Origin of the sequence: Nonomuraea sp. NPDC003560 (assembly GCF_042878785.1) — a bacterium.
In the GTDB taxonomy this organism is placed as follows: Bacteria; Actinomycetota; Actinomycetes; order Streptosporangiales; family Streptosporangiaceae; genus Nonomuraea.
Genome location: NZ_JBIAOF010000006.1, coordinates 78451 through 91621 on the forward strand (window position 1 = coordinate 78451; position 13171 = coordinate 91621).

The window sequence follows — 13171 nt, forward strand, 5'->3', positions numbered from 1 at the left end:
TTCCGCACACGCGGTCGCACAGTGGTTGTCTCAGCGTAGTCAGCACAGCCCTGTGTCAGCACAGAGCTGCGGGAAAGGGACGGGCGGCTACGCCCGGCGGGGGTCGAGCTCGGCGACCGGGACGCGCCGGAAGACGATGCTCTCGTACGGCCCGAAGTCGCCGGTCTCGAACAGCAGCCCCACCGTGTCACCGTCCACCCTGACCAGGTCGGAGTAGGCGGCGGGCAGGCCCGACACGGTGTGCACGGAATGCCAGGTGACCCCGGCGTCGGTGCTCGCCCGTACCGTCATCAGGGCCCGCGCGTCGGGCGCGGCCGGGCCGGAGAACAGCAGCACGCCGGGCGGCTCGCACCACAGCACGCTGCCCTCCACCACCGGCCCCGCCAGCCCGGCCTGCGGGCGGAAGGGCAGGTCGAGCCGCTGCCCGCCGTCGGAGGAGCAGGCGTCGGCGCGGGTGCCCGGCGCCGCGGAGTCCGTCCTGGCGTTGAGGTAGAGGCGGCCGTCGGGCAGCTCTGTCGCGGTGGTCTCGTTGACGTTGACGTAGCCGTCGGGGTTGTCGTCCACGTAGCCGATGCGCCAGGTACGGCCGCCGTCGTCGCTGAGCAGCGCGTGGCCGCCGTTGTAGCGGCCCTCGGTGCCGTCGTCCGAGCCGGACGGGGGCAGGGAGTGGTTGCCCGGCACCACGACGCGCCCGCTCCGGAGCCGGACGGCGTGCCCGGGGCCGGTGGCGTACCAGCGCCACTCGGGGCGCCTGACCTGGGCGGTGATCTCGCGCGGGGCCGGCCAGGTGATCCCGTCGTCCGCGCTGACCTGGACGAACACCCGCCGCCCTGCCGCCGCCTGCACCTGGCCTCGCCTGATCTTCTCCTCCGTCGCCGACGGGCCCTGCCGGACCGTGACGAGCAGGATCCGGCCGTCGTCCAGCACCACGGGCGCGGGGTTGCCCACGGTGCCGCGGCGCGGTTCGGTGGCGACCACCTGAAGGGGACCCCACGTCAGCCCGCCGTCGGCCGACCGCCTGAGCACCAGGTCGATGTGCCCCGAGTCGCCGGCGGACCCGCGCCGCCCCTCGGCGAAGGCGAGGAGCGTCCCGGCCCCGGTCACCACGACCGCCGGGATGCGGAAGGTGTGATAACCCTCGGTCGCCGCCCGGTACACCACCGACGTGGGGTAAGGAGTCATGCGCGAACGCTAGGCCCCGCAGGTGAACGTCTCCCGGCCTCCGGCGGACGTCCCGATGCCAGCCCGGCGGCCAGGCAGGCCAGCGGGAGAGCCGGTACGACGTACCGCACGTCGTACCCGCTCAGGAAGGACGGCGCCACGACCAGCACGGCGGCGGCCACGCCGGGCAGCAGCGCGTCCGGCCGCCGCCGTACGGCCGCCACCGCGAGCGCGCCGCCGAGCAGCGCAAGGAGCACCGGGTACGGCAGGTAGCCGAAGCGCTGGTAGGCCCGCAGCCAGCCCGCGTAGGGCTCGACGATCCGCGTGTCCGCCGGCCCGCCCTCGTACGCCCCGGCGATCCGCCGTACGGACGCGCGCAGCGGGCGCTCCTCGTAGGGGAACCAGTACGGATTGATCTTCCTGTCGGACGCCTTCCTGGCCGTGGTGCGCTCCCAGCGCAGCAGCCACCGCAGGTCGCGCCCGACGGCGGCCAGGTAGTCGCCGGGCTGGGCGAGGACGGCCGCGCGGGCGAAGCGCCCGGCCAGCGCGTTCCGGTCGCCGGGGACGGCGGCCAGGGTGGGCCCCCACATCCAGTGGGCGGGAGAGGGCCGCCCGGCCACCGGCGTCCGCGGGCAGAGGGGGGCCAGCTCGGGCTCCGGCCTGATGACCGAGCAGTCGGCGAAGGTCGTCGTGCGGGCCCACAGGAACAGGCCGTCGGCCTTGGTCAGGCCGAAGGTGCCGCTGGTGGCCCACATCCAGGAGGCGTACCCGAGCAGCGGCGCCGCCCCCGCCAGGACCAGGCAGAGCAGCGCGCGCGGCCCGGGACGGCGCAGCAGCAGGCAGGCGGCGGCCACCACGAGGACGGCCACCCCGATCGTGCGGGTGACGGCGGCCAGGCCGAGCAGCACGCCGCCGGCGGCCGCCGTGGCCGGGGTGAGCCGGTCCGACAGCGCCAGGATCCCGGCCGTGACCAGCACGGTGAACAGCGCGTCCGCCATGATCATGTGTTCCAGCAGGATCAGGAACTCGTCGTACAGCAGCGGCGCGACGGCGGCCGTCGCGCCCCAGCCGGGCAGGCCGCGCCGCCGCAGCAGGGCGTAGACGGCCACGGCGAGCGCCGGCCCGGACGCGTGCTGCACGGCGGCCACCAGCGCCAGGCTCTTCCCGGGCCCGAGCGCGGCCAGGAAGAGCGAGTACCCGAGCGGCCGGAACGTCCCGGGCACGAGGTCGGCCGCGGCCTCCAGATAGGAGAAGGAGTCCGCCCAGAACCACAGCGCGGGCCGGTACCCCGCCATCGCGAGCAGCCGCAGCGCGACGGCGGGCACCAGCGCGACCAGCAGCGCCCGATGCCGCCCCAGGGCGTTTCCGGGCAGCACGAACACAGGAGACGGCGCCGGCATGGGGAAGCTCCTTCATGGGAGTGCCGAGCGGGCTCCCCCGGACGGCGCGGGCATCTACCCGGTCTCTCCGTCGCGGGCCGAAAGGGTTCACGCCCGTGGCCACCTCGGGTGGCGCGGGCAGGGCATGAAAGAGTGCGAATCGAGGACGAGTAATGGGGAGGCAGCGTGGCTGAGGAGTTCGACGTCATCGTGATCGGGGCCGGTCCGGCGGGCGAGAACGTCGTCGCGCGGGCGGTGCGCGGCGGGTTGAGCGCCGCGATCGTCGAGGAGCGGCTGGCCGGCGGCGAGTGCTCCTACTGGGCGTGCATCCCGAGCAAGGCGCTGCTGCGCCCGATCGACCTGGCCGGCGAGGTGTCCCGGGTGCCCGGGCTCTCGCTGGGGCCGATCGACGTGGCCGCGGTGCTCGCCCGGCGCGACGAGGCGGTCTCACGCTACGACGACTCCGGGCAGGTGAGCTGGGTCGAGGGCGTGCCGGCGGAGTTCGTCCGCGGCAGGGGGCGGCTCGACGGCGAGCGGCGGGTGGTCGTCACGACCCCCGACGGCGGCGAGCGGGTGCTCACGGCCCGCCAGGCGGTCGTGCTGGCCACCGGCAGCACGGCGGCGGTCCCCCCGGTGCCGGGCATGGCCGAGGCGAAGCCGTGGACCAGCCACGAGGTCACCGCCGCGACGAAGGTGCCCGAACGCCTGGTGGTGATCGGCGGCGGCGTGGTCGCCTGTGAAATGGCGCAGGCCATGCACGGGCTGGGCGCGCGGCAGACGACCGTGCTGGTGCGCGGCGGCGGGCTGCTCGGCCGGGTCGAGCCGTTCGCGGGCGAGCTGGTGGCCCGGTCGTTCGGCGAGGCGGGCATCGACGTGCGCCTGCACACCGACGTGGTCAGGGTCGAGCGGCCCGAGCCGGGCGGCAAGGTGACCGTGCACCTGTCGGAGGGGCCGCCGCTGGAGGCCGACGAGCTGCTGGTGGCCACCGGCCGCAAGGTCGCCACCCGTGGGATCGGGCTGGACACGGTCGGCCTGCCCGACGACGCGCCCGTCGAGGTCGACGACAGCATGCGGGCCACCGGCGTGCCGGGCGGCTGGCTCTACGCCGTCGGCGACGTCAACGGCCGCGCGCTGCTCACCCACATGGGCAAGTACCAGGCCAGGATCTGCGGCGACGTGATCGCGGCGCGGGCGCACGGCGACGACCTGCCCGCCATGCGCGACCTCGCCGGCGGCTTCGGCGCGCCGCAGGTGGTCTTCACCGACCCGCAGGTCTGCGCGGTCGGCCGTACGGAGGCCGAGGCCAGGAAGGCCGGCTTCCGGGTGCGCGCGGTCGAGTACGACCTCGGCTCGGTCTCGGGCGCGTACCTGCTGGGCGACGGCTACCGGGGCCGCGCCAAGGCCGTGGTGGACGAGGACAGGAAGGTGCTGCTCGGCGTCACCTTCGCCGGTCCCGGCGTCGGCGAGCTGCTGCACGCCGCCACGATCGCGGTCACCGGCGAGGTGCCGCTCGACCGGCTCTGGCACGCCGTGCCGTCGTTCCCGACCGTGAGCGAGATCTGGCTGCGGCTGCTGGAGACCTACGGGTTGTAGGCGACGTCCGACGTCCCCCCGGACCAGGTCGGGGGGACGGGCGGCGGGACGGCGCCCACCGTCAGCTCCGCCACGGTCTCCTCGACGCTGCCGCGCAGCTCGACGTGGGAGAGCAGGTCCGTCAGCCGCAGCACCGACAGCAGGTGGTCGGACGGGCTGACCACGATGATCCGGCCGCCCGGCTCCGCCTCCATCCGCTGGATCGCCGTGGCCAGCACGCCGATGGCGGAGGAGTCGTAGAAGACCAGGTCGGCCAGGTCGAAGACGAGGACGGGTCCGGGCGACCAGTCCCACACCGCGTTGATGTGGGCGCTGAACCTGACCCGTCCCGCGTGGTCGAGCTCGCCCGTGGCGCGCATGACCGTGCACTGCTGATGCCGGATCGTCTCGATGCTCAAACCGTTCCCGCCCACCCATGACAACTGCCCGCAGAGTGGCGTTATCACAACTGATCACCAGTTTTCCCGCCGAAACGGCGGGTCTCGCAGGTCACGCGGGTCGAGGGAACCGGAGCTCCCGCTAGTCCGAGGTGCCCGACTCCAGCGTCGGCAGGACGCCCGGCACCCGCTCGATCACCACGAGGAACGGCGAGACCGTCGGGCTCGGCAGGACGAGCTCGGTGACGTTCCCGTGGACGGTCTGCCCGAAGGGCCCGGCCACGCCGTCCCTGAGGCTGTAGACGCGCTCCACCGTGGGGGCCGCCGTGCCGAGGAGCTTCCTGGTGGCGTGCCGCAGCCAGCGCAGCTCGCTGTTGACCCGCCGCCAGGTCGCCGGGATCATGCTGGCCGCCTCCGCCTTCGTGCCCAGCCGGAGCGTGATCCGCCCGCTGGCCCCGAACGTGTCGCGCAGCACCGGGTTGACCACGAACATGCCCGACCGCAGGACGCGCATGCCCTGCCGGTTGACGTTGGCCAGGCCGCCGCCGCTGATCAGCGAGGACAGCTCGCAGCGGGAGCCGTCGAGCGTGTCGGGGTCGTAGTCGACCTCGGGCGGCTCCTCGAACACGATCTTGTTCAGCCGCAGCCCGGCCGCCCCGTCCTCCTGGACGCGGCCGGACAGGAACGTGCGCACCTCGTCGCAGACGCCGTCGCCCTCCATGACGTCCAGGGCCTCGACGCAGATCAGCCCGTCGTCCGGGATCTCCTCGGGGGTCAGGTCGAAGGCCACGCGGGCGTGCGGGTTGCGGCCGCGCAGCAGCACGCACTGGCGCAGGCGGCCCTGGGAACGGATCTGGACGCACCGGGGCGTCGTGAAGTCGGGGCCCGTCCTGCCGGTGTGCCAGCCGCTGACCGACCGCTCGTCCATGGACAGCGACATCTGCACCCGCAGCGGCCGTCCCTGCGCGGACACCTTGAAGCCGACCAGCCCGGACGTCTCGAACCTGCCCACGATCTGGCTGCCGCGGTGCAGCCGGTCGATCACCTGGAGCGCGGGGAACCGCCCGCTGGTCACGTGCACGGGCGGGATCGCGGGCAGGATCACCGGGTCGAGCTCTGTGATGGGTCCTGTTCCGGTCATCGGGCGCTCCTCGCGGGGGTCAGTGTGGTCTTGGCCAGGTCCTGGAGGTCGAATCGGGTGAGCACGGGGTCGCGGCGCTCCCACATGCGGCGCACCGCCTCGAAGAGCGGGTCGCCGTCGGGCTCGGCGTGCCGCAGGGCGACCGCCAGGGCCCGCGGGTAGTCGGGGCCGAGCTCCCAGCGCGGCAGGACCTGGGTCGGCACGTCGGCGCCGCAGCGGCGCAGCCACAACCACAGGCGGGCGCGCTCGCGCTGCTCCGGGCCGAGGATCGTCTCCGCCTTGCCGTGCACGGCGACGGCCTCGCCGAGCCGGTCGCGCAGCTCCTCCGGCGTGCGCGCGAGGTGGGTGGCCCCGCAGGCGGCGCCCTCCGACCAGCCGGCCTGGATGACGGGGACGCCGAAGGCGGGCAGGTCGCTGCCGCCGAACGTGACGGCGACGTCGGTCATGCTCCACAGGATGTTCGGCGACAGCAGGCCGGAGCGCAGGCGGTCGAGGAACAGCCAGTTGGCCGACTCCTCGCCGGCCGCGTACCGCTCGGCCTCCTCGAACAGCTCGGTGTCGCGGCCCGGCATGTGCCCGAACACCGTGACGGTGGGCCGGCCCGGGTCCAGGCGCAGCCGGGAGCAGCCGTAGAGGCGGAGCTGGCGGCGTTCGGTGTCGGTGCGGACCTGGTAGCCCTCCTTGGCCCGCCAGGCCGTACGCTCGGCGCTCGGCCGGATCGCCTCCCTGTTGGGCCAGATCTGGCGCTCGAAGAACTCCGCGATCCGGCCGGGCAACTCCTCGCCGAAGGAGACGGGCGTCTCACCCGGGAAGAGCGCGTACGCCTGCAACGACCCGGTGCCGTGCACGTGCACGACCGGGATGTCGGTGCGCACGCCGGGATCGATCCGGCTGGTGACCAGCGCGTCGGGCGGCCCGAGATCGGCGGCGGCCCCGAACGCCTCGGCCAGCGGCCGCCACCGCGGGTCGGTGAGCACGACCAGCCGGGCCGACAGCAGCCCGCACACGGCCTTGGCGACCATGACGGTGCGCACGACCGCCCGGACGTCCTCGTCGAACGCCTCGGCCACCACGCAACCCGTGTCGCCCGCGCTGTCCCCCCAGTACGCCCTGGCGGCCGAGACCAGTTGATCGACCTGCTCCTCGTCGTCCACGACACGACGCATGAAACCCTCCACCAAGGCCAGGAAGAATCGCCCCGGTGAACGTTGCCAGACCCTCGCGCGCGCACCCGCGCGACAACACGCTTCTTTGCCGGGCGCTGCCCGAATCTCAGACGGCCTCGACCTGGTCGATGACGAAACGGCTGTTGGGGACGGCCGGAGCGCGCCACGACGGCATGCGCAGGTCCTGGGCCGGCACGCCGTAGGTCATCCAGCGGGTCAGCGCGGTCACCGCCAGCTTCATCAGGTCCACGGTGATCCACTCGCCGGGGCACCGGTGCCCTTCGTAGTGGTCACCGCCGCCCTGGGGGACGAAGTCGTACTCGCCGCCGTCCCATTCGGCGAACCGTTCCGGGCGGAACTCGCCTGGGCGGTCCCACAGGCGCGGGTCGTGGTCGGTGCCGTACAGGTCGAGCAGTGCCCGCCGGCCCTGCGGGAAGTGCTCGCCGTTCCAGGTGAAGGGCTTGGCCACCTTGGCGGCGACGAACGGGAAGAACGGATAGAACCGGCGTACCTCCTGGACGAAGTGCTCGACGAACTGCTCGTCGCCCTCGCGGACGCGCTCGTAGTACTCCGGGTGGGCGTGCAGTGCCATGGCCGCGAACGTCACGAACCTGGCCACCGCCACCGTGGGCCGCAGCACGTTGTGCAGCTCGACGGCCGCGGTCCTGGCCGGGAGCAGGGTGCCGTCGGGGTCGCGGTAGCCCGCGATCAGACCGGTCACCGTGCCGGCGAAGCGGCCGGGGTCGTCGCGGGCGAAGCGGATCAGGCCGGACAGCCACAGGTCGCCCTTGATCCGGGCGTACCGGCCGCGCAGGTAGCGGGGGCCGAGCCCGCCCGCGCCCTCGATGGCCGCCTGGAGGGTGGCGGTGACCTCGGGCACCCGCGCGGGCGGCAGCGGCACGCCCGTCCAGTCGCAGACCGTCTGGCACAGCAGCCTGCTGACCTCCTCGTACAGGACGACCCGCGGCATGCCCTGCCAGGCGCGGATGCGCTCGCGCCAGCGCCGGCCGGCCAGCTCCGCCAGCCGGTCGCGGCCCTCCCGGCCCATCAGCGACATGAACATGGCCTTGCGCGCCCGGTGGGTCTCGCCGTCGAGGGCCTGCACGCCGTTCCTGCCGAACAGCGTCGCCTGGAGCCGCCGGGGCGCGGCGCCGTCCCGGACGAACAGCTCGGGGTCGTAGAAGACCTCGGCGGCCTGCGCGCCGGTCATGCAGATGGTCGGCTGGAGCAGCAGCCGCGTCTCGAAGACGTCGGAGCCGAGCCGCCGCGCCCGGTCGCCGATGAAGCGGTACGGGTCGAGCAGCAGCGTCAGGGTGTCGTCCAGGACCGGCCTCCGGCGGGGAGCGGTGACCGGCTCACGGACCCGCGCCCGCTCGCGTGGCAACACTCGGTGAGAAGTCATGACCACGCCCTATCCCCGCAGACCCACAGGAAACGAATTCGACGGGAAACCCGGCGAACCAAATCCCGTGCTTCGGCGTCTCACCCGGGGTAGAAGCATCCACCGCCGGCGCGCGCTTCGTCTTTTTACAGAGAGCAGGTCATGGGCGGGTTTAGGATGCACCCAAAAGCCGAGATGGGGAGGTTTTTCCGCATGGGTTCCCGAATGTCGAGCATCGTGCGCCTGACCGGGGCTGCGATGGCCGCGGGAGTGGTGGCCGCGGCCATCGCGTTGCCGGCGGTCGGCGGCACCGGAGCGATGTTCGTCTCGGCGTCCGAGGAACTGAACATCAAACCGGAAGACCTCAAAGAACCGCCGCTCGCCGAGAAGACGACGGTCCTCGACGCCAAGGGCAACCAGATCGCCCAGTTCTACGAGGAGTACCGCGAGAACGTCTCGCTCGACGAGGTGGCCGACATCATGAAGACGGCCATCATCTCCATCGAGGACTACCGCTTCTACGAGCACGGCGCGATCGACATCGAGGGCACCGTGCGCGCCCTCGCCAAGAACCTCAGCAGGGGCGGCATCGCCCAGGGTGGCTCCTCCATCACCCAGCAGTACGTCAAGCAGGTGCTGCTCAACTCGGCCACCACCGAGAAGGAGAAGAACGCGGCCCTCGAAGCCAGCTACGCCCGCAAGCTCAAGGAGCTGCGCTACGCGATGGCGGTCGAGGAGAAGTACAGCAAGAACGAGATCCTCGGCAAGTACCTCAACATCGCCTACTTCGGCGCCGGCGCGTACGGCGTCGAGGCGGCGGCCAAGCGGTTCTTCGGCGTGTCGGCGGCCGAGCTGACGCTCCCCCAGGCGGCCACGCTGGCCGGCGCGGTCCAGGACCCCAACCGGACCGACCCCAACCTGGGCAAGGAGTCGCGCGCGCAACTGCTCAACCGGCGCAACGTGGTGCTCGACCGCATGCTGGAGCTCAAGAAGATCACGCCTGAGCAGCACGAGGAGGCCAGGGCCAAGAAGCTCGGCTACAAGGGCACCCCGCTGCCCGGCGGCTGCGGCGCCAGCCAGTACCCGTACTTCTGCATGTACGTGCGGAACGAGATCCTGAGCAACCCGGCCTTCGGCAAGACCAAGAAGGCCCGCACCCAGTTCCTCAACCGGGGCGGCCTGGAGATCAAGACCACGATCGACCCGAAGATGCAGGAGGCCGCCGAGGAGGCCATCAAGAAGCACGTCTACGCCTCCGACAACCCGGTCGCCTCCGAGGCCCTGGTCAAGCCGGGCACGGGCGAGATCAAGGCCATGGCCGCCAGCCGCAAGTACGGCAACTCCAGGCGCAAGCACGAGATGTCGTACAACGTGGTGGCCGACGCGGTGCACGGCGGCGGCGTCGGCTTCCAGGCCGGCTCGACGTTCAAGACGTTCACCCTGCTCACCGCGCTCAAGCAGGGCATGAAGATCAACGACGGCTTCAACGTGGGCAGCGGCTACACCGCCCCCAACTACTGGGCGTTCAAGAACTGCAAGGGCCAGAACGTCGGCGACCCGAGCCACACCGTCACCAACGACGAGGGCGGCGGCGGCTTCAAGTCGCTGGCCACCGGCACCTGGGGCTCGGTGAACACGTTCTTCATGACGCTGGAGCAGAAGGTCGGCCTCTGCAAGGTGGTCGAGACCGCCAAGTCGCTCGGCATCAAGCGCTCCGACGGCGGCAAGCTCCAGGAGTTCGAGACGTTCACGCTCGGCATCAACGAGATGGACCCGGTGACCGTGGCCACGGCCTACGCGGCGATCGGCGCGCGCGGCAAGTACTGCCCGCCGACGGCCATCACCCAGATCACCGACCGCAACGGCAAGGTGACCGAGTACAAGCCCAAGTGCACGCAGGCGTTCGACCCCGAGGTCGCCGACGCGGCGGCGAACATCCTGTCCGGCGTCTTCACCAAGGGCACGATGCGCGCGGTCGGCGGCATCGGCCGTCCGGCGGCGGGCAAGACCGGCACCACCGACGACCAGGCCACCGCCTGGTTCGCCGGGTTCACCCCCGACCTGGCCGGCGCGGTCAGCATCGGCGACCCGCGCGGCTCGACGACCCACAAGCTGAACGGCATCACCATCGGCGGCCGGTACTACTCCTCGGTCTTCGGCGCCTCCATCCCCGGCCCGATCTGGAACGCCACCATGAAGGCCGCGCTCAAGGGCACCCCGCCGACGGCCTTCACCCCGGTCGACTCCTCCCGCTTCGGCGGCTGCGGCCAGGGCTGCGCCCCCCGCAGGCAGGAGCCCGACGACAACGGGGACCAGGGCCTCACCGACGTCAACCCCGACGGCGACTTCGGCCCCGGCCAGGGTTACCAGAACGGCGACGGCAACGGTCACGGCCGCGGCCGCGGCAGGCGCTAGAGACGGACGTCCAGGGGTATCCGGCGCGTCCCGGATACCCCTAACGGATGGTCAATATGTCGTGATCGACCTGCGGCGGGAAAACCTCCGGCGGTGACCACCGCCCCCACCTGAGCAGATTCGGCGGGCGTCCGCACACCTGGGCGCACCCCCTGCAAAGGCCCTATTAACAGCGGCGAAACATTGGTAACGTGGGAGCGCTCCCAGGATCTTTCCGCGAGGTGCTCCATGACCGAGCAGCCCACACTGGCACAGGTGGCGGCCGCTGCAGGGGTTTCCCCCGCGACCGCATCTCGAGTCCTCACGGGCTCGGTGCGGGTCAGTACCTCGACCCGCCGGCAAGTCTACGACGCCGTCTCCCGCATGGGCTACGTCCGACAACGCGCGCCCAGGGGCAGCGCCGCCAAGACGCTGACCGACGGCGTCACGGCGGTGATCTGCGACCATCTCCCCCGCCTGTTCTCCGAGCCCTACTACGCCAGGCTCCTGTCCGCCGCCGGAGCGGTGATCGCCGAGCACGGCACCCACCTCATGGTGACGACCGTGACGCCCACCTCCTCCACGCTGCCCGCGCTGTCGGGCGCCGTCCTCATCGTCGGCGCGCGCGAACGCCATCCGCTGGCCATCAAGCTGTCCACCGCCGGCATCCCGGTCCGCAACATCGGCCGGCCGCCCCACGACCTCAAGCTGCCCTACGCCGACGTGGACAACCTCGACGGCGGCCGGCAGGCGGCCGAGCACCTGCTGTTACAGGGCCGCAGGAACGTGGCGGCCATCGGCGGCCCGCCCTCCCTGCCCGCCGCCCGCGACCGGCTCGAAGGGCTCGTCCGCACCCTGCAGTCGGCCGGCGCGCCCGACGTCCCCGTGGCCTACGGCGACTTCACCGCGGCCTCGGGCACGCACGCCATGCAGTGGCTGTTACGCCACGCGCCGGGCCTCGACGCCGTCTTCGTCGCCTCCGACCTGATGGCGGCCGGCGCGATCCAGGCCCTGCGCCGGGCCGGCCGCAAGGTGCCCGCGGACGTCGCCGTGATCGGCTTCGACGACGCCCCCGTGGCCCGGCACACCGTCCCGGCGCTGACCACCATCCGCCAGCCCGTCGAGGAGCTCGCCACGGTCGCCACCCGCCTGCTCCTGACCGGGGCGACGGGGATCGACCCCGTCCTCCCCACGGAACTGGTCATCCGTGAGTCAGCTTGAGCCGGGGGACGTGCTGGCCCGGCGGTACCTGCTGCTGGACCCGCTGGCCCACGGCGGCATGTCGGTCATCTGGCGTGCCTTCGACCAGTCGTTGCAGCGGCTGGTCGCGGTCAAGGTGCTGACCGCCTCGCTGCACACCGACCACGGCGAACGCGTGCGGGTGCGCAGCGAGGCCCGTGCCGCGGCGCGGTTCATCCACCGGGACTCGATCGAGATCTACGACTACGGCGAGACCGTCACCGCGAAGGGCGGCGTGGCCGCGTACGTGGTGATGCCCCTGCTCGACGGCACCCCCCTGGCCGAGCGCATCGCCGAGGGGCCGCTGCCGTGGACCGAGGCGGCGGCCATCGCCCTGCGGCTGACCCGCGTGCTGATGGCCGGGCACGCCCGCGGCCTGGTCCACCGGGACGTCACCGCCGAGAACGTGCTGCTCACCGCCGACGGCCCCAAGCTGCTCGACTTCGGCATCGCGGCCTGGGCCGGCGACCCCGACGACGACCGCGGCACCCCGCCCTACGTCGCCCCCGAACGCCTCCTCGGCGCCCCCACCCACCCGGCCGTGGACGTGTACGCCCTGGGCGTGCTGCTGTTCGCCATGCTCACCGGGCGCACCCCGTACCCGGAGACGACGTGGGAGGAGATCGAGGCGGCGCGCCGGACCGATCCCCCGCCCCGGGTGACCGGCGTGCCGCACGGCGTCGCCGCGCTCTGCCAGAGCTGCCTGGCGCACCTGCCCGAGGAGCGGCCCACGGCCGAGGAGATCGTCGCCGCGCTGACCTCGGCGCTCGGCACGGCCGGGATCGCCCGGCAGGTGCGGCGCGGGCTGACGGTGGCCGGGTCGGCGCTGCTGGCGCTCACCGTGCTGCTGTGGTTCCAGCGGTCCGACCCGGAGCCGGTGCTGTCGCCGCAGGTCACGCCGTCCGTCACGCCGTCCGTCACGCCGTCCGTCACGCCGTCCGCCGCGGCGTCGGCCTCCCGGGCGTTGCGGAGCTCACCGGCCGGGCCGGTCACCGTCGAGCAGGCCGTGGACGGCTTCCACGACACGCTCGAAGACGGCGAACCGTGCGACGCGACCGACGCGGACGTGGTGCTCGACCTCAAGCAGGTGCTCGACTCGCTGGTCCGCGGCCCCGCGGTCACCGGCACGGCCGAGGTGCGGCGCAAGGTCGCCGACCGGGCCAGGGAGGGCCGCCTGGCCCCCGCCTGCCGGGCGGAGCTGGAGGCCAGGCTCAAGGTGCTCGACCGGGCCATGGAACCCGGCTGAGGAGCACGCCGGGATCGGCGCCCCTCGCGCCCGCCGGATCATGCGCTGACCAAGATCGGCTGAAAGTTTCACCCGGCGTTGTCGGGACGGCGCC

General features: G+C 72.8%; 10 protein-coding genes. 4 read left to right on the top strand and 6 right to left on the bottom strand.

Going from position 1 to position 13171, the window contains the following annotated elements; all coding sequences use genetic code 11:
- Positions 1 to 87: 87 nt before the first annotated feature.
- Both ACFYUV_RS23975 and ACFYUV_RS23980 read right to left on the bottom strand, forming a co-directional pair.
- Positions 88 to 1182, bottom strand: coding sequence for an exo-alpha-sialidase (locus ACFYUV_RS23975; RefSeq protein ID WP_387671404.1), 1095 nt, complete (start codon positions 1180 to 1182; stop codon positions 88 to 90).
- Positions 1179 to 2561, bottom strand: a complete 1383-nt coding sequence (locus tag ACFYUV_RS23980; protein WP_387671405.1) for a hypothetical protein — start codon at positions 2559 to 2561, stop codon at positions 1179 to 1181. Before ACFYUV_RS23980 ends, ACFYUV_RS23975 begins: the two co-directional genes overlap by 4 nt.
- Before the next feature lie 165 nt (positions 2562 to 2726).
- Here ACFYUV_RS23980 and ACFYUV_RS23985 point away from each other — a divergent pair, with 165 nt between their 5' ends.
- Complete coding sequence (locus ACFYUV_RS23985) at positions 2727 to 4133, top strand: dihydrolipoyl dehydrogenase family protein (protein ID WP_387671407.1); 1407 nt, start codon at positions 2727 to 2729, stop codon at positions 4131 to 4133.
- Here ACFYUV_RS23985 and ACFYUV_RS23990 read toward each other — a convergent pair.
- The 4 genes from ACFYUV_RS23990 to ACFYUV_RS24005 form a co-directional block, all read right to left on the bottom strand.
- Entirely contained in the window at positions 4121 to 4531 is a 411-nt protein-coding gene (locus ACFYUV_RS23990) for an STAS domain-containing protein (protein ID WP_387671409.1), read from the bottom strand. The genes ACFYUV_RS23985 and ACFYUV_RS23990 overlap by 13 nt on opposite strands.
- Before the next feature lie 121 nt (positions 4532 to 4652).
- Positions 4653 to 5651 carry a hypothetical protein gene (locus ACFYUV_RS23995; protein WP_387671411.1) on the bottom strand — a complete coding sequence of 333 codons (999 nt, stop codon included), beginning with the start codon at positions 5649 to 5651 and terminating at the stop codon, positions 4653 to 4655.
- Positions 5648 to 6817, bottom strand: coding sequence for a hypothetical protein (locus ACFYUV_RS24000; RefSeq protein ID WP_387671412.1), 1170 nt, complete (start codon positions 6815 to 6817; stop codon positions 5648 to 5650). Before ACFYUV_RS24000 ends, ACFYUV_RS23995 begins: the two co-directional genes overlap by 4 nt.
- A gap of 106 nt (positions 6818 to 6923) precedes the next feature.
- Positions 6924 to 8219 carry a cytochrome P450 gene (locus ACFYUV_RS24005; protein ID WP_387671414.1) on the bottom strand — a complete coding sequence of 432 codons (1296 nt, stop codon included), beginning with the start codon at positions 8217 to 8219 and terminating at the stop codon, positions 6924 to 6926.
- A gap of 204 nt (positions 8220 to 8423) precedes the next feature.
- Here ACFYUV_RS24005 and ACFYUV_RS24010 point away from each other — a divergent pair, with 204 nt between their 5' ends.
- The 3 genes from ACFYUV_RS24010 (at position 8424) to ACFYUV_RS24020 (ending at position 13077) form a co-directional block, all read left to right on the top strand.
- Entirely contained in the window at positions 8424 to 10613 is a 2190-nt protein-coding gene (locus ACFYUV_RS24010) for a transglycosylase domain-containing protein (RefSeq protein ID WP_387671415.1), read from the top strand.
- Positions 10614 to 10841: 228 nt separating this feature from the next.
- Positions 10842 to 11813, top strand: a complete 972-nt coding sequence (locus tag ACFYUV_RS24015) for a LacI family DNA-binding transcriptional regulator (protein WP_352358712.1) — start codon at positions 10842 to 10844, stop codon at positions 11811 to 11813.
- A complete protein-coding gene (locus ACFYUV_RS24020) occupies positions 11800 to 13077 on the top strand; it encodes a serine/threonine-protein kinase (protein ID WP_387671418.1) in 1278 nt (425 codons plus the stop codon). Before ACFYUV_RS24015 ends, ACFYUV_RS24020 begins: the two co-directional genes overlap by 14 nt.
- Positions 13078 to 13171 lie beyond the last annotated feature (94 nt).